This is a genomic window from Paraburkholderia sp. BL23I1N1 (assembly GCF_003610295.1).
GTDB lineage: Bacteria > Pseudomonadota > Gammaproteobacteria > Burkholderiales > Burkholderiaceae > Paraburkholderia.
In genome coordinates, this window is the sequence record NZ_RAPV01000001.1 from 2,594,901 (window position 1) to 2,616,197 (window position 21,297).

18 protein-coding genes and 1 pseudogene are annotated in these 21,297 nt (G+C 62.2%); 7 read left to right on the forward strand and 12 right to left on the reverse strand.

The annotated features are described in order from the left end of the window. Positions 1-2 precede the first annotated feature (2 nt). The 9 genes from tssG to B0G76_RS12215 all read right to left on the reverse strand — a co-directional run bounded on the left by tssG (position 3) and on the right by B0G76_RS12215 (position 8,487). Positions 3-1,031, reverse strand: coding sequence for a type VI secretion system baseplate subunit TssG (tssG, locus tag B0G76_RS12175; protein ID WP_120292416.1), 1,029 nt, complete (start codon positions 1,029-1,031; stop codon positions 3-5). Further along, a complete protein-coding gene (gene tssF / locus B0G76_RS12180; protein ID WP_120292418.1) occupies positions 1,016-2,869 on the reverse strand; it encodes a type VI secretion system baseplate subunit TssF in 1,854 nt (617 codons plus the stop codon). The genes tssG and tssF overlap by 16 nt, the downstream gene beginning before the upstream one ends. 49 nt (positions 2,870-2,918) lie before the next feature. Then, on the reverse strand, positions 2,919-3,434 hold the full coding sequence (tssE, locus tag B0G76_RS12185) for a type VI secretion system baseplate subunit TssE (protein ID WP_120292420.1): 516 nt from the start codon (positions 3,432-3,434) through the stop codon (positions 2,919-2,921). Positions 3,435-3,441: 7 nt separating this feature from the next. Beyond that, on the reverse strand, positions 3,442-3,933 hold the full coding sequence (locus tag B0G76_RS12190; protein ID WP_120292422.1) for a type VI secretion system tube protein Hcp: 492 nt from the start codon (positions 3,931-3,933) through the stop codon (positions 3,442-3,444). A gap of 45 nt (positions 3,934-3,978) precedes the next feature. Further along, complete coding sequence (gene tssC / locus B0G76_RS12195; protein WP_220700742.1) at positions 3,979-5,496, reverse strand: type VI secretion system contractile sheath large subunit; 1,518 nt, start codon at positions 5,494-5,496, stop codon at positions 3,979-3,981. Between the two features lie 10 nt (positions 5,497-5,506). After that, positions 5,507-6,028 carry a type VI secretion system contractile sheath small subunit gene (gene tssB / locus B0G76_RS12200; protein WP_120292424.1) on the reverse strand — a complete coding sequence of 174 codons (522 nt, stop codon included), beginning with the start codon at positions 6,026-6,028 and terminating at the stop codon, positions 5,507-5,509. 57 nt (positions 6,029-6,085) lie between these two features. Beyond that, complete coding sequence (tssA, locus tag B0G76_RS12205; RefSeq protein WP_259460557.1) at positions 6,086-7,135, reverse strand: type VI secretion system protein TssA; 1,050 nt, start codon at positions 7,133-7,135, stop codon at positions 6,086-6,088. A 159-nt stretch (positions 7,136-7,294) separates the two neighbouring features. After that, entirely contained in the window at positions 7,295-7,798 is a 504-nt protein-coding gene (locus B0G76_RS12210; RefSeq protein WP_120292428.1) for a DUF3455 domain-containing protein, read from the reverse strand. A gap of 56 nt (positions 7,799-7,854) precedes the next feature. Continuing rightward, positions 7,855-8,487: a superoxide dismutase gene (locus B0G76_RS12215; protein WP_259460822.1), complete on the reverse strand. Its 633-nt coding sequence runs from the start codon at positions 8,485-8,487 to the stop codon at positions 7,855-7,857. Between the two features lie 295 nt (positions 8,488-8,782). On the opposite strand from B0G76_RS12215, the gene B0G76_RS12220 reads away from it, so the two are divergent. Further along, positions 8,783-9,481 carry a hypothetical protein gene (locus tag B0G76_RS12220; RefSeq protein WP_147394033.1) on the forward strand — a complete coding sequence of 233 codons (699 nt, stop codon included), beginning with the start codon at positions 8,783-8,785 and terminating at the stop codon, positions 9,479-9,481. 182 nt (positions 9,482-9,663) lie between these two features. Here B0G76_RS12220 and B0G76_RS42450 read toward each other — a convergent pair whose 3' ends face one another. Beyond that, positions 9,664-10,098, reverse strand: coding sequence for a hypothetical protein (locus B0G76_RS42450; protein ID WP_147394034.1), 435 nt, complete (start codon positions 10,096-10,098; stop codon positions 9,664-9,666). Here B0G76_RS42450 and B0G76_RS12230 point away from each other — a divergent pair. The 5 genes and pseudogenes from B0G76_RS12230 to B0G76_RS12250 all read left to right on the forward strand — a co-directional run. Then, positions 10,091-10,810 carry an IS6 family transposase gene (locus B0G76_RS12230; protein WP_120292436.1) on the forward strand — a complete coding sequence of 240 codons (720 nt, stop codon included), beginning with the start codon at positions 10,091-10,093 and terminating at the stop codon, positions 10,808-10,810. The two genes, B0G76_RS42450 and B0G76_RS12230, sit on opposite strands and share 8 nt — an antisense overlap. Positions 10,811-11,046: 236 nt before the next feature. Further along, complete coding sequence (locus B0G76_RS12235) at positions 11,047-12,207, forward strand: HPP family protein (RefSeq protein WP_120292438.1); 1,161 nt, start codon at positions 11,047-11,049, stop codon at positions 12,205-12,207. An 87-nt stretch (positions 12,208-12,294) separates the two neighbouring features. Further along, positions 12,295-12,708: a MarR family winged helix-turn-helix transcriptional regulator gene (locus B0G76_RS12240; RefSeq protein WP_120292440.1), complete on the forward strand. Its 414-nt coding sequence runs from the start codon at positions 12,295-12,297 to the stop codon at positions 12,706-12,708. 6 nt (positions 12,709-12,714) lie between these two features. Further along, the gene (locus B0G76_RS12245) at positions 12,715-14,505 is read left to right on the forward strand and encodes a chloride channel protein (RefSeq protein ID WP_120292442.1); all 1,791 of its coding nucleotides are present in this window, start codon (positions 12,715-12,717) and stop codon (positions 14,503-14,505) included. Between the two features lie 317 nt (positions 14,506-14,822). Beyond that, a pseudogene (locus B0G76_RS12250) lies at positions 14,823-15,365 on the forward strand (DUF4142 domain-containing protein); the annotation flags it as partial. 625 nt (positions 15,366-15,990) lie between these two features. On the opposite strand, the gene B0G76_RS12260 reads toward B0G76_RS12250, so the two are convergent. Both B0G76_RS12260 and B0G76_RS12265 read right to left on the reverse strand, forming a co-directional pair. Beyond that, positions 15,991-18,810: an ATP-binding protein gene (locus B0G76_RS12260; RefSeq protein ID WP_120292444.1), complete on the reverse strand. Its 2,820-nt coding sequence runs from the start codon at positions 18,808-18,810 to the stop codon at positions 15,991-15,993. Continuing rightward, positions 18,807-19,940: a substrate-binding domain-containing protein gene (locus tag B0G76_RS12265; protein WP_120292446.1), complete on the reverse strand. Its 1,134-nt coding sequence runs from the start codon at positions 19,938-19,940 to the stop codon at positions 18,807-18,809. The genes B0G76_RS12260 and B0G76_RS12265 overlap by 4 nt, the downstream gene beginning before the upstream one ends. A gap of 930 nt (positions 19,941-20,870) precedes the next feature. Between B0G76_RS12265 and B0G76_RS12270 the strand changes: the two genes are divergently transcribed. Beyond that, positions 20,871-21,269 (forward strand): reverse transcriptase N-terminal domain-containing protein, encoded by a 399-nt coding sequence (locus tag B0G76_RS12270; protein WP_120292448.1) that lies wholly within the window; start codon positions 20,871-20,873, stop codon positions 21,267-21,269. Positions 21,270-21,297: the final 28 nt, after the last annotated feature.

The following is a 21,297-nucleotide window of genomic DNA, read 5'->3' on the forward strand; positions in this document are numbered from 1 at the left end:
CCTTAGTCCTTTGCGCGATGTGAGACGGGTGGTGAGGCGGGTGGTTTGAGCATCAGTTGCTTCGCGTCAGAGGTCGCCGCGCGAGCATGCAACCAGGTCGTGTAGCCGAGCCGCTGACGGCGGCCGAGCGCGAGACGCGGCACTTCGGCCTGTCGCAACTGGAGATTGACGTCCCAGCCGAGCGGATCGCGCACGTAGAGACGCACCCAATCGGTGAGGCGCGCGAGACTCGCACCGCCTGGCAAGAAGCGCTGATAGTCGCGCAGGGAGAGCGGCCCGAGCAACACGCGGAACCTATGCTGCCGGTCGAAGACGCGCGCGCCGAGCATCGTGCCGACACCCAGTCGCGCGCTTTCGTCGCGCGTGCCCAGACAGCTCATCGAACCCGCGGGCAAATTCATCCATTGGCCGACGTTTTCGAGCACGTCGACCGGCATCCCGAAGAAGCGCGACAGGACGAGCCGCAAACCCGCGGCGTGACGCGTCCCGCCGGCGAGCAGTCCCGCGAAATGCAGCTTGGCGAAATCGGGCACGGTGTCGCGGTTGCGCAGCGCTGGCTCGCCGAGACCGAAGGTCGTGCCGACATAGGCGGAAAACCGGTCGCCGTTGTCGCGATCGAGGCTCACCACCGGTTGCGCTACCGCCCAAGCACGATAGAACAGCGACGCCATCCGATGATGAAAGACGTCGAGAAAGCGCGCGAAGGTAGGATCGCCGGCGTTGTGCGCGCGGTCGCGAACGTATTCGGTCAGGTGCGTGGGCATCGGGCCGTTTGGTCCGAGCAGGCCCAGGAAATTGACGACGAGCTTCGGTGCGCTCTCGCCCGTGGTCGCGAAATGGCGCAGCGTGGTCGGGAAGAAGATCAGTTCGGGCTCCTGCCCGAAGCGCACGGCGTCTTCGCGCGGACGCAGCGACGAACCCACGCGCGGCAAGCCAGGATGCGCGCATTCGACGAGACGTACCGCCTGAAAGAAGTCGAACCGGTTCGCATCGGAAGAGAAACGGTCGAGCAAGGTCAGAGCGTTCGGCATTGCCCGCTCCCTGGCGCCCAGCGCATGAGTTCACCGCGCGTCGCACTGGACACGATCGTTTCGGTGAATGAATTCATCGACACGTACTGCGTGAAAAAGCGCGCAAGCACCGCACCGAACAGGAATGCGCCCGCACCATCAAAGCCGTTCTCGTCGAGCAGCACCTCGATCGCGAGGCCGCGGCCGAATACGATCGGTCCGCGCGAGGGCAAGCGCCGCGTGACCGGCACCGAACGGATGGAGCGCAAACTGTCGATCTGCCGCGCCGCCACGCTGTCGCCAGTGGGCGCGTACAGCCCGAGAAGATCGCGCATGGCGCGCGCGCCGCTACCGTTGGCATCGTCCACGAGCGACGCATAGTTAAGCGACAGATGGCTCAACAGACGCCACGCGACCGGTCCTTCCGCATACGACGCCAGCGGACGGCTGGGACCACCGATGCATCGCACGCTCGACACGGGTGCCTCGAGTTCGAGCGTGAAGTCCGTCTCGCCCTGCCCGCGCGGCATGGTCAGCGTCAGGTCGCGATTGGTGCACAGCACGCTCAGTCCCAGCTGATGCAGGTCGGCCGGATAGGGCGCATGGTGTGTATCAACCAGGGCGAGAAAAGCTTCGCTGCCGGTGTACGACGAGCGTGCGCTACGTTCGTCCTGCTGCGCGGGAAGCAGCCGCTTTTCACGCCGTACTTGATAGAAGACACGACCGGGCTCGTTGCCCCCCAAATCCCGCACACGATAGAACGGCTGAAACTCGATCTGCCCGCCACCGCCAGACCGATAGCCGGTGACGCTTTCGACCCGGTACACCTCGAAGTCCCGAGGGCGCGTGCGATCCACGACGACGTGGTGCTCGAACTGCTCACCCGTGACCGGAATGCGATCGGTGCGGCGCGCGAACAGGTTGATCGCCGGCGTGCAATGCAGCGCGAAATTGGCCTCGTCGACGAGCTGTTCGAGCGCCGGGTCGATCTTCGACAGCAGCACGATCACCTCGATTTCATCGCGCTCGCAGCGCTGGAAATGCATGCGCAACCCGTCGATACCGATGAACATGAAGCGCTGCGCGAACGCAAAATACTCCTGCAGCAAGCGATAGCCGGGAAACGACTGCCCGCTCACGGGCAACAAGGCTTCGTCGTCGGCGAATCCAAGGGGGCGCAGGGCCGAAGGCGGCAATACCGCATCGGGCAGCGCCACGCCGAGCGTCGAGCCCAGCAGCAATTCATACAGCCGCGCGGCCAGACCCTCGCCGCCGCGCAGATGGATCGGCAGATGATCGAGCGCAACGTCCCTGATTTTCAGCTTGTTCAGCGCGCGCAGCTTGAGCCGCAGACTAGCCTTCACGCCCTGCGGCAACCTTGCATCGACACCGGGCAGCACACCGCTGTGCGTAAAGAGACGCGCCTCGACGAGCTCGATCGGAGACAGCGTGAGCGCATGCGCGGTGCGGAATTCGCAACGCGTAGAGCGCTCGCCGTCGAGTCTGCCGAACAGCGCCGTGCCGCGCGGAATCATCACACCGTCCGCGAGCGCCGGATGCGTCATGTCGGGCCGCATTTCGACGATGGTCATCGCCGGCGTGGGCGCGAGGTAGTGCGGATAGACCAGCTCGGCCAGATGCTCCGTGAATCGCGGGAACTCGCCGGCGATCTTCATCTGCACGCGCGCGGCGAGAAAGCCGAAGCCTTCCAGCAAGCGCTCCACGTAGGGATCGGCGCACTCGAAGCCTTCCAGCCCGAGCCGGCTCGCGATCTTCGGAAACGCCTTCGCGAACTCGCCGCCCATCTCGCGGACATGCTGAAGCTCTTCGCTGTAGTACTGAATCAGGTCCGGATTCATAGCGTGGAATGTCCTGGTATCGCTTCGAGGCAACGGCGCGCCGGCCGGGTCACGCGTGCGACCATTCCGAGACGTCGACCTTGCCCGCTTCGAGGTCGAGTTCCGTGCGCAAATAGAGGCGCTCCGGCACGGGATGCGCATGAAGATCGCCTTCCACGATGAACGCAATCGCGTTGTGCTGGCCGCTCATTTCGTCAGCCCCGCCCGGGCGGACCGCGCGAACGCGCAGCGTGCCTGGCAGAATGCGTGGCTCGAACGCGCGGATCGAGTCAACCATCAGGCTCTCGATCCACCCGACATCGAGATTCGATGCACTCTTGCCCGCGAGGTCGGAAAAGCCGAAATTCAGCACCGACTCCGCGACGCCCGGATAGCGCGTGATGTCCTGCGACGACGCGATTCCCTGCGCATTGAGCAGCCAGCCGAGATCGCGCATGACGCTGCGGCGCAGCGAGCGCGCCGAACTCGACCGGTGCTCGCGCACTTCGCGCGCGACATCGGGCTCGTGGTCGGTCAGCCTGTCCAGCAGCGAAGGCTGTACACGTTCGGCGTTTTTCAGTCGCATGGTCCGCTTACGCCGTCGCGTTCGCCGGGATGTTCCACTTGCTCTCGACGACACCGCCGAGCGCCGAGCCCGAGGTCGGGTCCTGCTGCTGATACGTTACGTGGAACTTCTCGAAGTTGAGCGTCACGGTTTCCGTGAAACGGTCCTCGCCATCCGAGCCGCCGGTCGAATAGTTCGTCACGAGAACCTTGTCCATTTCAATCGTGTAGTACTCGAGCGGCTTCGTGCCACCGGCCTTGCGTACGGTGAGCTTGCCGGTCGGGAAATGCTTGCCGTTCGAACAGGACGTGATGATCGACGGCGTGGCCCGGTCGGTGTACTTGGTGATCGACAGATCGTGGACCGCTACCTTGCCGCCTCCACCGCCCGTGCCAAGATGCATCGTGCCCGACTGGGAAAGACCCCAGCTCCACGAGAGCACATCGATTTGGTCCTTGTGCGTGGTATCGAGCGATTCGCCCTTGACGGTGCCCAGATCCAGAAAAATATCGACTGCCATGATGGTTCCCTATGTAGATGACTGCAGTGGAAGAAATCGTGTAGATCAGGCGGCCTTTGCCGACGGCAGCTTCGAGACAAGCCGCAGCGACACAGTCAGCCCTTCAAGCTGATAGTGAGGACGCAGAAAGAATTTCGACGTGTAGTAACCCGGATTGCCCTCCACCTCCTCGACCACCACTTCCGCCGCTGCGAGCGGACGGCGGGCCTTGGTTTCTTCGGACGAGTTCGCTGGGTCGCCATCGACGTACTGGAGAATCCAGTCCTGCAGCCAGCGCTGCATGTCGTCCTTTTCCTTGAAGCTGCCGACCTTGTCGCGCGCAATGCACTTGAGGTAATGCGCGAACCGGCTGCATGCGAAAAGGTAGGGCAACCGCGCGGCGAGATTCGCGTTTGCGGTCGCATCCGGATCCTCATATTCGATCGGCTTGTTCAGCGACTGCGCGCCGATGAAGGCCGCAAAATCCGAGTTCTTCTTGTGAACCAACGGCATGAAGCCGTTCTTCGCCAGCTCCGCTTCGCGCCGGTCGCTAATCGCTATTTCGGTCGGGCATTTCATGTCGACGCCGCCGTCATCGGTGGGGAATGCATGCACCGGCAAGTTCTCCACCGCACCGCCCGACTCGATACCGCGAATGCGCGAGCACCAGCCATAGGTTTTGAACGAGCGATTGATGTTGACCGCCATCGCGTACGCGGCATTCGACCATGCGTACCTGGACGCATCGGTACTCGCGGTGTCTTCCTCGAAGTCGAATTCCTCGACCGGGCTCGTCTTGGCCCCATACGGCAGGCGCGCGAGAAAGCGCGGCATGGCGAGGCCGATATAGCGCGAATCTTCGGAGTCGCGCAGCGAGCGCCATGCAGCGTGCTCGGGCGTCTGGAAGATCTTCGTCAGATCGCGCGGGTTCGCGAGCTCCTGCCATGAATCCATCAGCATCACCGCGGGGTCCGCGCCTGCGATGAACGGCGCATGCGCCGCCGCGGAGATCTTGCCCACCTGCGTCAGGAAATCGACATCGGGGCTGCTGTTGTCGAAGTAGTAGTCCGCGACCAGCGCGCCGTACGGCTCGCCGCCGAACTGTCCGTATTCCTCCTCGTAAAGCTTCTTGAAGATGGGGCTCTGATCCCACGCCACGCCTTTATATTTGCGCAACGAGCGATGCAGATCGCGCTTCGAGATGTTCATGACCCGCAGCTTCAGGCTTTCGTCGCTTTCCGTGTTCGTGACCAGATAATGCAGGCCGCGCCACGCGCTCTCCAGCTTCTGGAATTCATCGGTGTGGAGAATCACGTTGATCTGTGCGCTGAGCTTTTCATCGATCTTCGCAATCAACGATCCGATGCTCGCAAGCGCATCGTCCGACACCCGATGCGTGTCGAGCAGGGCCTGCTCCGCCAGCGTGCGCACCGCGTTCTCGACGGCCTCGCGGGCCTTGTCGGTGCGCGGGCGAAACGCCTTTTGCAGCAGCTTCTGAAACTCGCCGGAGGAACTGGCGTCGTCGAGTTGCTGGTCGGCCGGCTGCTGCCCGTTAGTGGATTGCTCCAGGTTGGTATCTGCCATCACGGTTCCTTTATTCCGAATCGTCGGTTTCGCTCGTTTGCGGCTTGGGCGCGGCAGCGAGCGCGCTCAGCAGCGCCGGGTCTTCGAGCAGCTGGCCGACGAGCTTTTCGGCGTCGGTCTTGCCGTCCATGTAGGTGAGCAGGTTCTGGAGCTGGCTGCGCGCCTCCAGCAATTTCGCGAGCGGCTCGACCTTGCGGGCGATCGCAGCCGGCGAGAAGTCGTCCATGCTCTCGAAGGTCATGTCGACGCCGATCTTTCCTTCGCCCGTCAGCGTGTTGTCGACGTGCATCGCGACGCGCGGCTTCATCGAGCGGAGCCGTTCGTCGAAGTTGTCGATATCGATTTCGACGAACTTGCGCTCGGCAACCGGCGGCAGCGGCTCTTGCGCCTGACCCGACAAGTCCGAAAGCACGCCCATCACGAAAGGCAGATTGACCTTCTTTTCCGAGCCATAGACCTCGACGTCGTATTCGATCTGCACACGCGGCGCGCGATTGCGCGCGATGAACTTCTGACTGCTTTCCTTGGCCATTCTGTGATCCTCCTCGATGAAAACAATGCGATGCGGTGTAGCGCGACGCGATTCGATTCAGCTGGCCGGCAAATCGGCGGCCGCCGGTCCAATCACCTGAGTCAATTGCGCGAGCCCCTCCGGCGCGAGTTCCTTGAGCAGATCGACGAACGATTTGTCGATCAGGCCGCGCGCGCGTGCGAGAAGGAGCGGCACCGGACTCGCGGGCTCATGCCTTGCGTAATACGCGCACAGGCGGTCCAGCGTCGCGGCGACATCCGTGCGGCTCGATATCACGTCGCCTGCCGCCATGGGCCGCGCTTCGGTGGCGCGACCGTCCGTCGGCGTGGCGATGTCCAAGGCAACGCCCTGCTTCTTCAGACACCCGCCCAATAGCGCGCCCGCGCGGCGAAGCAAGGTCTTGAGCCCGTCCAGTTCGAGCGCCTGGGTCACGCCCACGCGCTCTGTCAACACGCTTTCGAGCCACTCGGCATTGGCGAGTGCCGTGTCGGCCGAGGTCTTCGTGCGCATCGCGTCATCCAGCGACGCGGCAGCGGCCACTTCGATCTCCGACAGGATCATGACCACACGCCCGTCGGGAGCAACGGACTCGCCGTTTGCATACAACCACTCGCGCAAGGTGACAGGCACGTCATGCGGCACGAGCCGGGAATCCATCAGCTCCGCGAGCAGACCGGTTGCATCCACGAATTCGGCGAGTGCGTTGATCCGCACCGTCGGATCGTTGCAGTCGCTCGCATCGAGTTGCGGATGCACGTGATCCCAGTTGTGATCGAGAAGCGTCGCGGCGAGCGCGAGACCATCTGCGAGCCCTGCCATACCCTCGCGAGCAAGCCGCGCTCGCGCAAGCCACGCGACCACACGCAGGTCTCGCGTGTGCGCCATCAACTCAGCGCTCAGGGCGTCCGCCGCGGCCCAGTCGGGCGGTACAGCGGCGACGAGCGTCGCACCGTATTCCGCTTCGGGACGTCCGCTAACGGCTTCCTCGAGTTCGCGGAATCGTGGGTCGTATTCGAGATCGGGTCCGCACGGCGCTTCATCCGATAGCGCGTCCAGCCATTTCGTCCAATCCTGATGAGCGATGAATTCAGTTTTCATGGTTTGCATGGCACATGGAACTCGGGTAGTCGCTTCGCCTGCTCGCTTGTTTCTCTTGCTTCAGACAACACGCGGAAGGCTTCATCTATTCCATCGCTCTATAAATGTAGTTATCCAAATTAATGCAACTGGTCGTGATTCACAAGATGTATCCTCCGCCGCCGCTTGCTACTTGAAAAAAGTATAGGTGGCGATATACGGCGAACTGCCCGTCGCATGTTCGACGGTGCACGGCGCGCTCGGCGCGGCGCCGCCTGCGGTCCTCGTGCGTTGCACGTAGCGCACCTCGCTCAACATGCCCTTCCCGCCCGTCGAGCGTGTTTCCAGCAGGAGTTGCGGCACGCCGTTCGGCGTTTCGCTCGGCATCTGTGCGAGGACATGGCCCACGATCCGGCTACCGTCACGGGCTTCCCATGAGGGTCCCGCCGAATGCTCGACCACCGCCGCCCCGGCCGCGTCAAACAACGTGGCGCGCGGACTGCTGAACACCCAGCCTAGCGTGTGGTTCGCATCGTATTCGCACGAGTAAATCTGGACGCCGGACGCGGTTGTGCTCAAGAGCGCTCGCGCATCGGGTGGGTCGATCGACGCGGCGCCGGCCGACGTGCTGACTACGGCCAACAGCCATCCGGCGCTGATCGAACGGCGCGTTCTGCGTGACAAGCGAATCATGGCGATGCTCCCTTTTGACCCGATACGATGAAAGCCTGCAACCTGCCCGCCCTTCCTCAGACGCGGTCGAGATTGGCCGAGGCGAACGCCCAGTTCAGGTGGCCCGACACCGTCGCGACCAGATAGTCCGGCCGGCGGTTCTGATAGTCCAGGTAGTACGCATGCTCCCATACGTCGACGGTGAGCAGCGGCACGAGTCCGCGAGTAAACGGCGTTTCCGCGTTGCTCGTCTTGACGATCGCGAGTTCGCCGCGATCGAGCACGAGCCATCCCCAGCCACTGCCGAACTGCGATGCCGAAGTCGCGACGAGCGTCTTCGCGAGTGCATCGACCGAACCGAACTTGCGGACGATTGCCGCCTGAAGCTTCTCGCTGGGCGCGCTCGGCGCCGGGCTCAGCGAGTTCCAGTAGAAGTTGTGGTTCCATGCCTGCGCGGCGTTGTTGAAGACGTCTGCAAGCGCGGGCTGGTCATGTGACTGCATGATGATCTGCTCGAGCGATGCCTGTTCGAGCGGCGTGCCGGCAAGAAGCTTGTGCAGATTGTCGAAATAGGCCTTGTGATGCTTGCCATGATGAATGCCGATGGTGCGCGCCGAAATAGCCGGTTCGAGCGCATTGTCGGCCCATGGCAGTGGCGGCAGCGTTTGCCGCGACGAGCCGAGAAATGCCGGAACGACGCTCGTCGCCATGCTTGCTGCGGGCTCGGCGTCGTGGGCGGTCGCGCCGTAGGCAATCTTCGAAAGCAGCACGCTGAACGAGGCCACGGACCCTGCCGCCATCAGGCGCCGCCGTGAAATGAGGGAATTGAGCATGTCTGAACCTGTTGTTGTGTGGGCGACCGGTTCATCCGGCCTGCTGACACAACAGTTCGTCATTGCGATCTATTCCATGTCGTTCAGAAATCTCTCCGCCGGGCCACCGATGGAATAAGCAGCGTTTCCCGGCTGTTCCTTGCACATGTAGAAACCGCCGGCCGGAGATGAAATGAAAGCGAAAATGACCATCGACAACCTGTCGATTCCCTACGAAAAAATTACAACGGTTGGAGGCCGCCTTTCGACCGAGCCTGCCGGCCATCACTTCGATCTGAGTTTTCGCGTCAACGTGAAGCCACGTCTGTTCGGCAAGTTGTCGGGCACAGACATCGACAGTCCGGTGCTGCAATGGAACGAGCGCATCGAATGGTTCCGCTACGATGATTCGACGCAGCAATGGGAGTTTGTCGACGAAGTCGCCAAAGACATGTATGCGTTCAAGCCGACCTCGAACACGTTCAGGATCTGGCATTCGTACCGGTATCTGATGGCAACGGACGACACCAACCATCCACCAGCCGCGCTCAAGGCGATGAAAAGCGATGACGAAGCGCGAAAGTGGATTGCGGAGAACGGTTTCTCGTGGAACCTGGCGATTCGCGACGTGCCGGCGATGGGAATCGCGGGCGGTTCGGGCGGCGGCGGTGGCGATAGTCTCGTGACTGGCGACACGCGGCGTCGCGTGATCTATTTCGATCTGGGATTTTCAGGCCACGCGGAGCGCGTGAGGCTCGTGCAAATACTGGAGACGTTCAAGGGAAAGCTCACGATCTGCCATCTGATTCGAGGCGACATCCAGAAAGCGACAGTGGACCATCCGGACAATCTCGACCGATGGCGGTTTCAATTGGCGACGTGCGCTCGCTGATCGAACTCAACCACGCATGGCGGGCCATTTGGGGACGACCTGCTGGGTACGACCTGCCACCGCGCGAAACGCCAGGCAACGCCCCAATGCGACCGATCGAAAAATACAATGTCGATCACCATCGACATTCATGAAGCGGACGCCCACAATCCACTGCGATGACAATGTCATTCACAATTGTTTTAAGTACGGCCTGCTTTACCTGAACGTTCAGGCAGCAGGGGCACAACGGCTATCTGACTCCTGAGCGCATCGACACCTGAACCTTCAACGAGGTCCGCGGCATGACGAATGATCTTTTGGAACTTGCTATCGAGGCCCATGGAGGCCTTGCGCGCTGGAATGCGTTCAGAACGCTCGACGCCGAAATGTCGATTACAGGCGGCATCTGGCATGTCATGCAGAAGCCGGATATTTTCAGGCACAGCGTCGTCGCAATGGATACGCACGCCCAGCGTGTCGGAATGCGGCCGTTCACAGCGCCCGATCGACACTCCATTTTTACCCCGGGCCGCGTCGCCGTCGAATCGACCGACGGGCGCGGGTTCTGGTGCAAATAGGCTCGGCGAATCGGTTAAAGTATCCAGCCTAACAATCTGGTGGTCGGTGATGAGCAAGCGCAAAGGCCTGGAGGCGTTGTTTGATGGGCGGCATTTTGATCGGGAGGTCATCATTCTCTGCGTGCGCTGGTACCTTCGCTACAAGCTCAGCCTGCGCGATATCGTCGAGATGATGGCCGAGCGCGGTTTGTCGCTGGTGCACACCACGATCATGCGCTGGGTGAAGCGCTTCACGCCGGAGTTCGTCAAGCGTTGGAATCGTTTTGGCATACCCACAGGGCGGTCATGGCGTGTTGACGAAACCTACCTGAAGGTTCGTGGCAAATGGGTTTATCTGTACCGTGCAGTAGATCGAGCCGGCCAGACGGTAGACTTCATGCTCAGAGCGAAGCGCGACGTGGCCGCGGCCAAAGCCTTTTTCAGCAAGGCAATCAAACATCAGGGCCAGCCGCCGCAGACGATCACGCTCGATGGGTATGTCGCCTCACACCGGGCGGTGCGCGAGATGAAGGCCGATGGCCTGCTGCCTGAGGACACGAATATCCGGTCCTCGAAGTACCTGAACAATCTGATCGAGCAGGACCATCGAAACATCAAGTCCAGAACGAACGTGATGCTCGGTTTCAAACGATTCAGGAATGCCGTGACCACGATTTCAGGCATCGAATTGATGCATCGCATTCGCAAGGGTCAGTTCAACTTCTCCATGCTCGGGCTTAAAGATACAGCTGCGCTCGCTGTCTGGAATGCTGTCCTGTTCAATCGATAAGGTATCCATATCTATTGGAAAAATCTCGGCCTGACCAGCCATTTGCACCAGAGCCCACAGGACCAGGCTTGACCCTTGGGCAGCCCGGCACTGCCGGGCGTCGGCGACCCGGCGCGCATTTTTATATCACAATGAAATATAATCGTGACGACGCGTTTTTTTGTTTCACGAGGATTTTGCCGTAAGGTGCGGCCTCGTCCCATGTTATACCGCCCCCTTACTTTCCTATTCAAATCTTGTCCCGCTACGCCCTCATCCGCTGGTTTTCCAGCTTTGCCCCCCACCCTATTGCCGTCCGGTGGCCGGAACGCTTCAGATCGTGTCTCGGTGCGTTGCTTGGCATCGCGTTCACCGGCGGGAGCATGCACGTCCTGCTCGGGCCGGCCGCAAACATTCCGCTGCTCGTGGCGCCCATGGGCGCGTCGGCCGTGCTGCTGTTCGCAGTGCCTGCCAGTCCTCTGGCGCAGCCGTGGTCGATCATCGGTGGCAATCTCGTTTCCGCGACGGTGGGTGTTGCCTGTGCAAGCTGGATCGCCGATCCGGTGGGCGCCGCCGCGCTGGCCGTCGCACTGGCAATCTGTGCGATGTTCGCGTTGCGGTGCGTGCACCCGCCGTCGGGCGCGGTTGCCCTCACCGCGGTGCTGGGCGGTCCCGTCGTCCACGCTCTGGGCTACCGCTACGTGCTCGAGCCGATCGCGATCCAATCGGTCGCCCTGTTGGGCGCGGCCATCGCCTACCACGCAGCCACCGGGCATCGATACCCGCACGTCGCCCAGAGTTCAGTGAAAGGCCCGGCATCCGCGGCGCCGGCGAGCGAAGGTTTCACGCGAGCCGACCTCGAGTCAGTGCTGAACCGGCGCGGAGAACTGCTCGATATCGACACGGACGATCTGGAATCCCTGCTGCGCGACGTTCAGTTGCAGGCCTACGCCCGCACGTTCAATGAACTGACGTGCGCTGACATCATGTCGCGTTCGCTGGTAGCCGTGTCGGCAACCACGAGGGCGTCGGCAGCATGGAGTCTGCTGAAACAGCGCCATATCAAAGCGCTCCCAGTCACTGACGAGAGACAGCACGTGATCGGTATCGTGACCCGCGTCGACCTTGTCGACAAACGGGCGTTCAGCAAAGGGGCCGGTTTGTCGTCCCCCGTGCAACGCTGGTTCCGGCGCAGCATCACGCCGGCGCCGCTTGTCGGTGCACTGATGAACGTCGACGTTCACACGGTCGACGCGACGACACCGATCGTCGAACTGGTGCCGGTGTTCGCGAACTACGGGCACCACCACATCCCGGTTCTGGACTCGAATCAGCGGCTTGCCGGGATGATCACGCAGGCCGACCTCATCGCGGGACTGTATCGTCAGGCTTACGCGAAGCAGCGAAGCGCGGCATAGCAGTATCAAAGCCACCTAGGCTCAATACGAACATAAATATCACGACGTGATATTATTTCGCTTTACCTATTTCTTCACGGTACTCCGATGAAAACACTCACCCGCGGCTTGACCAAGGCGAACTTCGAGCAACTGTCCGAGTTTCGCTACCAGATGCGTCGCTTCGAGCGTTTTTCTGAGCAGGCCGCGCAGGGCGAAGGCATCACACCGCTGCAGTATCTGTTGCTCCTGCATATCAGGGGTTATCCGGAGCGCGACTGGGCGACCGTCGGCGAGCTTGCGGAACGGCTTCAGGCACAGCATCACGGCGTGGTCGCGCTCGTGTCCCGCTGCGAGGCGCTCGAACTGGTCCGCAGAAAGGTCAGTGAGACGGACCGTCGCCAGGTCGAGGTTCATTTGTTGAAAGCAGGCGAGCAACTGCTGGCCCGTCTCGCCGAGATGCACCGTGCCGAACTGAAGTCGCTCAAAGGCACGTTCAATGTCCCCCAGATCGATGTTTGAGTCACCATGAGTCTCGATACCCATAAGCGCGACTTTTCCACCAACACGCGGCTTCCCGGTATTTCCGCACTCGCCGCGGCAATTGGTGCCCTCAGCACGCTTGCGGCGTTCGAGCTGCTGAGCCTGATCCATCTATTCACCAATCTGTTTTTCTTCCAGGAATTTTCGTTTGCGGAGCGCTCACCGGCCCTCAATACGTTGGGTATCTGGGTGGTGATCATCCCGGTTATCGGTGGACTCATCGTCGGGCTCATGGCCCGTTACGGTTCGGAAAAGATCCGTGGGCATGGCATTCCCGAAGCGATCGAAGCCATCCTGTTCGGCAAGAGCCGTATGTCGCCGAAAGTGGCGATTCTCAAACCGCTGTCGTCCGGCATTGTGATCGGCAGTGGCGGGCCGTTCGGCGCGGAAGGCCCGATCATCATGACAGGCGGCGCACTGGGCTCGCTGATCGCGCAGTGCGTGAAGGTCACGTCCGCGGAACGCAAGACGCTGCTGGTTGCCGGCGCAGCGGCGGGCATGACGGCGGTCTTCGGCACGCCGGTGGCGGCCGTGCTGTTGGCGGTCGAACTGCTGCTGTTCGAATGGCGTCCGCGCAGTTTTCTGCCGGTTGCCCTTGCGTGCGCGGTTGCGGGCTTTGCACGCGCGGCATTCTTCGGCACGGGGCCGCTGTTTCCGCTTGAAACGGCGCCTCCCGGCGCGCTGTCACTGTTGTCCTGCGTCATCGCAGGCCTGCTGTCCGGCGCGCTCGCGTCGGGTCTGTCAGCCGCGTTGTACAAGACCGAAGACCTGTTCGGCAAGCTGCCCATCCATTGGATGTGGTGGCCCGCGCTCGGCGGCCTTGTCGTCGGCATCGGCGGCTTTCTCGAGCCTCGCGCGCTGGGCGTCGGCTACGACGTGATTGGCGATCTGTTGCACCAGCACATTGCCATCCAGATCGCGCTGGCGATCTTGGTCGTGAAGGCGATCATCTGGGTCGTGGCGTTGGGCTCGGGCACTTCAGGCGGCGTCCTGGCGCCGTTGCTCATGCTGGGTGCGGGGCTCGGCGTCGTGCTCGGCCACGTGCTTCCGGGCGGCGAACCTGCCCTGTGGCCGCTCGTTTGCATGGCGGCCACGCTTGGCGCTACCTTGGGCGCGCCGTTGACCGCAATCGTGTTCGCATTCGGCCTCACACACGACAGCAACGCATTGCTGCCGCTGCTCGCCGCGACGCTGATCGCGCATGGGTTTGCAACGGTCGTCATGAAGCGATCGATCATGACCGAGAAAATTGCCCGGCGTGGATATCACATCTACCGGGAATACGGCGTCGATCCGCTTGAGCGCCACCACGTCGACGAGGTGATGTCGCGTACGGTCGAAACAATCGATGGGGATATATCCGTGGGTGAAGCGCTAGCAACGTTCTTCGGTGCGACGCAGACACATCGGGCTTACCCGGTCGTGCGCCAGGGTGTTCTGGCGGGTATGGTCGATCGCGCGCTACTGGAAAAAATACGCGATGACGGGGCGGCGGATGCGCTCGATTCGCGCCTCGCTGACGTATTGCGCCACCGTTCCTCGGCATTTGCATTGCCAAGTGAAACCTGCCGGCTCGTTGCAACGCGGCTTGCGGTGCACGGTCTCGAACGGTTGCCGGTGGTCACGGACTCCGAAACCTTGCAACTGGTCGGCATTGTGTCGCGCAGTGATCTGGTCAAGCCGTCTCTTGCCCACTTCGACGAAGAGCACAAGAAGGAACGCTTCCGGCGCTTGCGGATCAACCCCGGCAAACGGCACTTCCCACCGGCTCCTTAAGTCGGGGGCCGGTCGGCGACCGGAACAGAGACGCGCTTGTTCCGTGCCCTTTCGGGAACGCACGCAATTTCTGCCTTTCCCGCTGTTTCAGCACCCATTCCCTGGACAATATCGTACCCACGCTGCGAAGCCATGTCGCCCTCCTCATGGCTATTCCGCAACTGTGTCAAAGAAACACGCACCGCAGGACGCGCCCGGGAACGAAAACGGGAACGCGGTTCGCACACGTGACATCCAACTCCATATTCAGGATCGAATCGGCCGCAGATCGCGTGCGGACCGACTCGGACTTGCCATGATTATTCAGGAGACGCGACATGAAGATAATCAGCGCAGCACTATTCGGCGCACTCACCAGTGCACTCACATTTGCCAGCCTCCCGGCCTGAGCACAGAGCGCCGGCCCCACCGATCCTCAGATCGCAGCCATCGTCGTGACCGCCAACCAGGCGGATATCGATGCGGGCAAGCTCGCCGAGTCGAAAACGAAGTCGAAGGATGTCAAAGCGTTCGCGCAACGCATGGTCACCGATCACAGCGGCGTCAACAAGGCCGCCGCCGACCTTGTGCACAAACTCGGCGTGACGCCGGAAGACAATCCGACGAGCCAGAGCCTCAAGCAAGGCGGTGACGCGAACCTCGCCAACCTGAAAACGCTGAAGGGCCCACAGTTCGACCGGGCGTATATCGACCACGAGGTGACGTACCACGAAAGCGTTCTCGACGCGCTGGACAAGACGTTGATTCCGGATGCGCAGAACGCCGAACTGAAGGCGCTTCTCGTCAAGGTGCGTCCGGCCTTTGTCGCGCATCTCGAGCACGCGAAGCATCTGCAGGCCGAGCTGGGCAATAGCGGTGGGCAATCCGACACCTTGCGCAGCCGGGCAGCGCCGAGGCAAGCTACGCACCGGCGCTTTTATCCTTGCCTACGCTTTCGTAGCGATCGTGACGACGTCGCTGGCCAGCATTTCCGAAGCCGCAGGCTCAACGTACCAGGTCATCATCGAGCAGATGCGCTTCAATCCGCCGGTGCTCACTGTGCACCGCGGAGATCGTGTGGCTCTGGTGCAAATAGCGCGGGGGCGAATCGGTTAAGGTGTCGGGCTGAACAAATCGAGAACCGACGATGAGCAAGCTGAAGAGCCTGGCCCGTTCTTCTTTAAACTGGAATAGAAACGCTGCCCGAATGCCATGAGCTACGGTTCGTCCACTTGCGTGGAATGATCAGGTGAAAGTATATCGTGGGGATCCGCTCGGATCGATATGACCGAAGGAGCAGCCGTCATTTTTTACCGCGTTGTGGCTCGGACCGCGCTCGGACCGCGCCGGACGAAAACCCGGGTAGCAGCGACGCACTACTGCGCCGCCGCCCCCTGGAACTGTACGTGCGACTTTCGCCGCATACAGCTCGAGAGTTTGAAAGCCCATTTGCATGACCCGGTTTCACAACTGGGAGTCTTGAGGACGCGGATTCTGCGGTCCCCGTCATGGGACTTGCCTCCTTTCCAGATATTGCTCGACGAAGCTGAGGATTGCCTTGGACCGGTAATGCTTCGCTAGCTGGCAAAGGTGGTCGGCGAAAGGACGATAGCGCTCGTCAAGCTCGGTCAGGTGCGTGGCGTGTTGCAAGATGGCACGCATGTCGCCCAGTCGCGCCAGGTGGTGCAGCGCTTCGATTTCCCCCGGCGGCGGCACGATCAGGGTCCCCGCGGAGGGATCGGCGGTGCGTACAGCCGGTCGGCCCGCTCCGGTGGCTTGCGTCTGCGGAACTTCGTCGCTCCACTCGATATTCAGGAGGGCCGCGATCTGTGACAACAGTCCACTGAAGTCAACCGGTTTTGACAGAAAGGCGTTTGCACCGGCCGCCAGGCTTTTCGCCGCATCACTCCCCGAGGCGTCGGCGGAGACTGCAACGATGGGCAGACCCCCGAACTCCGGCATTTCGCGCAGGCGCCGCGTGGCTTCGAGCCCGTCCATCCCGGGCATGACGACATCCATCAGGATGAGCGCCGGCCGCAGCGCTTTGGCTTTCTCCAAAGCTTCCAGTCCGTTGCAGGCCTCCACCATGTCGAATCCGAGCTGGCCGAGCATATCGACCGCCACGGCACGGTTTGCCGCTACGTCATCCACGACGAGGACGGTCTTGCGCGGCCCCTTATAGCCGCTTACCGTCCATTCGGGCGGGACGACAGCTGCCTGAGGCGCCACCACCGGGACGTTCAGCTCGAACGAGAAGGCGCTCCCAGCACCGCGGCGGCTCTCGACGTGGATCTCGCCACCCATCAGGCGCACGAACTGCCGGCTGATGGCGAGTCCCAGCCCCGTGCCTCCAACCCGGTGCCGGGCATCGCTCACCTGCTCGAAAGGCCGGAAGATCGCCTCCAGACGCGCTTCGTCTATGCCGATGCCGGTGTCCTGCACTTCGAAACGCAGCCGCACGGGCGGCAGGAAATCGATGCGCAGGCGCACGCTCCCCTCCTCGGTAAATTTGATTGCGTTGGAGAGCAGGTTGAGCAGCACCTGGCGCAGCCGTTTTTCGTCGACCCGCACGCCCGCGGGCAGATCGGGTGCCATCTCGCAAGCGAAGGACAATCCCTTTTCCGTTGCCTTCACCTGAATCGTCTCGGCGATGAAGTAGATGAACCGGTCGAGCGGAATATCGGACACGCTGAGCTCCGCCCTTCCGGCCTCGATTTTGGCCATATCCAGGATGTCGTTGATGATCGCAAGCAGGTGTTCGCTGCTGCGCTGGATCACGGTGATCCCGTCGACCTGGCGTTGATCGAGGCTCTTGTCGCGGCTAAGGATCTGCGCGTAGCCCAGAATCCCGTTCAACGGCGTGCGCACCTCGTGGCTCATGTGCGCAAGAAAGTCACTCTTGGCCTGGTTGGCCGCGTCGGCGTGCTCCTTGGCGACGGCCAGTTCAGCGGTTCGCTCGCGGATCATGTCTTCAAGGTGCTCGCGATAGCGCCGCAGTTCCTCTTCGGCACGCTTCTGTTCCGTGATGTCGCGAGAGATGCCGAGCAGGAACTGCGGCTCGCCGTGCATGTCGAGGATCGGGATCTTCATCGTGTGCACTACGCGCTGCCCGTGACGCGTATGAACCGGCTCCTCCGGCACGTCGACCAGCTGCCGCGACTTCAGCACGTCACGATCCTTCAGCGCGAAGAAATCGGCCTCCTGCGCCGGAAACAGGTCGTGGACGGACTTGCCGATGAGTTCCTCGCGCTGGGCGCCGAGCAGTTGCTCGCCCGCCCTGTTAAAGCGCACGAAGCGCAGCGTCGCCGCATCCTTGACAAAGATCATGTCGGGGATGTTCTCGATGATGCTGTCCAGGAAGTGCTCGCTCGCTCGCGCCACCTCTTCGGCGTGCTGTCGTTCGATGATCTCGGCCGTCTGGCCCGCAAGCGCCGTGTTGAGTTCGGCCGTGCGCTGCGTGACGCGTGCCTCGAGTTCGGCGTTGAGTTCCTTCAGCGCATCCTCGGCCTGCCTGCGCTGGCGCCGGTCTTCGAAAAACTGCTCGACTGCGCGCGCCATATCGGCAATCTCATCGCGGCCGTGAACGGGGACGCCGGCTTGCACGGTGTCGACATCGCCGTGCCGCAGGAAGTGGCTGACCCGGCGCAGCCGTGCCACGACGTGGCGGCCAAGGAATGCGTGGGCGATCAGCCAAGCCAGCAGCAGGCTCACCGCGACTTCGCCGCCCACCCACCTGCGCGTGCGGCCTAGGTCTTCGGCCAGATCCTGAACCGCTGCACGGTAATCGCGCGTGAAATAATCCGACTGCTGGCGCGCCGCGGCGGCCAGAGCGTCGGCCTGGCGGCGCAGATCGTCGTCCAGCCTGGCCAATGACGCGCCGTGCCGCGGCGCGGCGCCAGCGCCCAGCGCGGTCTCGCGCACCTGCGCCTCGATGTTGACCGTGTTGCGGAATCGCTGGCTCGATCGATGCAGCTCCAGCGCGTCGACACCGACGCCTTCGCTCGTGGTCGCGGAGGCGAGGCGGTCCACGAGGCGGTCGAAAGACGCCAGCTGTTCGATGATATGCCGATGCGTCTCGCGCACAGCGTCCACCGTATCGTCACTGGACAACTGAAGTGCCAGGCGCTCGATCATCAGAGTGCGCTGCGCCAGGTCCTGGGCATCCTCCTGGCGCGCCAGCCGCTCTTCGGCCAGTTGGTGGATCGCATGGGCCGAACCGGCCAACGAGTAAATGGTCGTGGCACCGACCGCGACCACCAGGGCGGCCAGGCAAGAAACCACGAGCATGAACTGCGCGGCGAGCGACTGTGGGAGGGGAAGTTTCATGGGCGCTGCCAGATGCGGCGATAGATGTCTCGATAGCCGTTGGCCGGGTCGTAAAGCAGACGATCGCCGCCGTCCGCAGCGATATTGTCCGCCGTCACGAGATGCACCGGAAACACGTAACCGGTGACGTCTCCTCCGGCGAAGAGCCGATTCATCTCGTCGACCAACTGCCAGCCGTGCAGATTCAACGGTTCGGCCACGGTGCCTGTCTGGAAGGTGCCCGCCCGGATACGCAGGAAGGCGGACTCGCTGCCGTCGCCAGCCGACAACATGGCCATGGCGGCGTTTGGCATTCCGGCCTGGGTCAGCACCGGGGCGGCGTAGTCGAAGTAGATGTCGTTGACGGCCAGCGCATATGTCCAGCGCCTGCCATATCGCGCGAGCAAGGCGCGTGTCGCGATCGGGATCAGTTCCTGGCTGCGCGAGATCGCCACGTCGCGCACTTCGAGCAAGGTGCAGCCGCTGCACGCGCGCACGACGGCAGCCATTTCATCCGCCTTGCCTTGCGCAATCCGGAAATTGGAGTCGGTGAAGATGACGACTCCTGCATGCCCGCCAGACTGTGCGATGGCCGCTAGCGCGGTCACGCGCGCGACCTCAAGCGGATCCGTCGCCACGTTCATTGCCACGGGCGTGCCAGGCACCGGTCCCGCCTGGGCCGCGACATGCCAGCCGACGATCGGAATGCTGCGCTCGGCAAACGGTCGCAGCCCGGGCAGCAGGGCGCGCGCGTCGCCGCCGACGATGATCAGACCGTCTGAACGACTTGCCAGCGCATTCGCAAGCATCTTCAGCCGCAGGTCCGGCGTGCCGCCGGAGTCGAATATCTTGACGTTCCAACCGATGACCCTGGCCGCCTCCAGCACACCGTCGACCACGCCGACGATGCCGCCGTTGCGCAAATCCTCGGCGACGATGGCGACGCGTTTCCCAGCTTGGGCGCGCGGCCCGTTGCGCGGCCCGTTCCAGGGTGCAGCGGGTTGCGCCGCGGCATCGACGACGCGCTTCGCTTCGGCCAGGTAGTCCTTCGCGGCGGCCGTGGTCCGGGGCACGGGGGCAGTCGGCAGACCCTGCGCCGCGGCAACCGACAGCATGCACGCGCATGCCCATGCCAGAAGCAAGCCCCTCATGCTGTTCCCCAAGGGCCCCAGCGGGGTCGATTGACCGCCGTTGACGACGTACCCAGATGCCGTGCGCAGGGTGACCCTGCGAAGAGGATAGTACACCCCGATGGCCGCGTGTCATCGGTCATGCGCACCTGCTTTGCTTGCGGGCGCCCATCTGCGGCGCCAGTGCGCATCTTGCGCTGTCACGGAACCCGTCCGACGCGACTGTCTGGCTGTGCGTCAAGGCTTACGGCGCAACCAGTCGCGCATCGGATGGGTGTCCAGCCAACGGATTTGCCAGCCCCTGTGATGTTGGCTAACGGCGCCCAACGCCCGAAGTATGCAGTGCAGTAGCTATTTCGGGCGATGGGCAAAAATAGCCAGTGCGACATGAGGTCGCTTGAAAAATTGCTTTGCCCGCAAAGCACTGCGGTGACAAAGCCCGTTGTTCCGTCAACGGTAGCCTACCGGCCCAGGCGAGATGGGTAACTATCTGGTCTGAAGCGATCGGGACAAAGCAGCAAGGACTGCGAGTACCAACGCGGTTCGCGCGCCAGCGCTTGATGGTACGGTTAACGCATGTGAACTGCTAGTAAACGTCGTCAATTGCAAACAGCCAAAGGTACTGACAGGCTGTAGCCAAAAGGCATCGTAGCTGGATATTCCTCTTGGCTATGGGAATACGCGGACAACAGAGCTACCGGCGGATAAGGCAGAACCTAACCCATCGTGTTTTTCGAGCGGAACATGGTAAGTCCGTATTGCTGCCCACCGGGCAGGTAACCCGCGAGGGAAACCGTTGGCAGTGCGGATAGAGGAGAACGGAGAAAGCGAACGGCTGCCTGTAATGGGTGGCATAGCGGTTGCAACATCACCGCATGCGAAAGTAGGCCCACTTCCGTCTGGTCTTTCATCACGAGAGAGTTTGATCAACCTTCAAAGGAGGAGAAGCAGATGACAGTGCAGCAGCCCGGCACCGGTGCGTCCTCCGATCACGCGACGCATTGGCACGGCATTGACTGGGCCAGATGCTATCGTGAGATTCGACGGCTGCAGGCGCGTATCGTGAAGGCCGAACAGGGCGGCAAACACGGCAGGGTGAAAGCTTTGCAATGGTTGCTAACCCACTCGTTCAGCGGCAAGGCACTCGCCGTCAGACGGGTGACTGAGAACAAGGGCAGACGGACGCCGGGCGTGGACGGCATCACTTGGTCCACCCCGAAGTCCAGACTCGAAGCAGTGTCGTTGCTCAAACGACGTGGTTACCAGCCGCGTCCGCTGAGACGGATATACATCCCGAAGGCCAACGGGACAACCATGCGGCCCCTTGGAATTCCGACGGTGATTTCATAATGCACCTCTGCCAGTTGAGTGTTGGAAT

What these genes read in the sequence shown, in the direction of transcription:
- B0G76_RS12210 (WP_120292428.1), bottom strand. Translation starts at nt 7,798, where the DNA reads ATGATTCGCTTGTCACGCAGAACGCGCCGTTCGATCAGCGCCGGATGG.
- B0G76_RS12230 (WP_120292436.1), top strand. Translation starts at nt 10,091, where the DNA reads ATGAGCAAGCGCAAAGGCCTGGAGGCGTTGTTTGATGGGCGGCATTTT.
- tssC (WP_220700742.1), bottom strand. Translation starts at nt 5,496, where the DNA reads ATGGCAGATACCAACCTGGAGCAATCCACTAACGGGCAGCAGCCGGCC.
- B0G76_RS12270 (WP_120292448.1), top strand. Translation starts at nt 20,871, where the DNA reads ATGACAGTGCAGCAGCCCGGCACCGGTGCGTCCTCCGATCACGCGACG.
- tssG (WP_120292416.1), bottom strand. Translation starts at nt 1,031, where the DNA reads ATGCCGAACGCTCTGACCTTGCTCGACCGTTTCTCTTCCGATGCGAAC.
- B0G76_RS12240 (WP_120292440.1), top strand. Translation starts at nt 12,295, where the DNA reads ATGAAAACACTCACCCGCGGCTTGACCAAGGCGAACTTCGAGCAACTG.
- B0G76_RS12215 (WP_259460822.1), bottom strand. Translation starts at nt 8,487, where the DNA reads ATGGCGACGAGCGTCGTTCCGGCATTTCTCGGCTCGTCGCGGCAAACG.
- B0G76_RS12190 (WP_120292422.1), bottom strand. Translation starts at nt 3,933, where the DNA reads ATGGCAGTCGATATTTTTCTGGATCTGGGCACCGTCAAGGGCGAATCG.
- B0G76_RS12260 (WP_120292444.1), bottom strand. Translation starts at nt 18,810, where the DNA reads ATGAAACTTCCCCTCCCACAGTCGCTCGCCGCGCAGTTCATGCTCGTG.
- tssF (WP_120292418.1), bottom strand. Translation starts at nt 2,869, where the DNA reads ATGAATCCGGACCTGATTCAGTACTACAGCGAAGAGCTTCAGCATGTC.
- B0G76_RS12265 (WP_120292446.1), bottom strand. Translation starts at nt 19,940, where the DNA reads ATGAGGGGCTTGCTTCTGGCATGGGCATGCGCGTGCATGCTGTCGGTT.
- tssA (WP_259460557.1), bottom strand. Translation starts at nt 7,135, where the DNA reads ATGCAAACCATGAAAACTGAATTCATCGCTCATCAGGATTGGACGAAA.
- B0G76_RS12220 (WP_147394033.1), top strand. Translation starts at nt 8,783, where the DNA reads ATGAAAGCGAAAATGACCATCGACAACCTGTCGATTCCCTACGAAAAA.
- tssE (WP_120292420.1), bottom strand. Translation starts at nt 3,434, where the DNA reads ATGCGACTGAAAAACGCCGAACGTGTACAGCCTTCGCTGCTGGACAGG.
- B0G76_RS12245 (WP_120292442.1), top strand. Translation starts at nt 12,715, where the DNA reads ATGAGTCTCGATACCCATAAGCGCGACTTTTCCACCAACACGCGGCTT.
- tssB (WP_120292424.1), bottom strand. Translation starts at nt 6,028, where the DNA reads ATGGCCAAGGAAAGCAGTCAGAAGTTCATCGCGCGCAATCGCGCGCCG.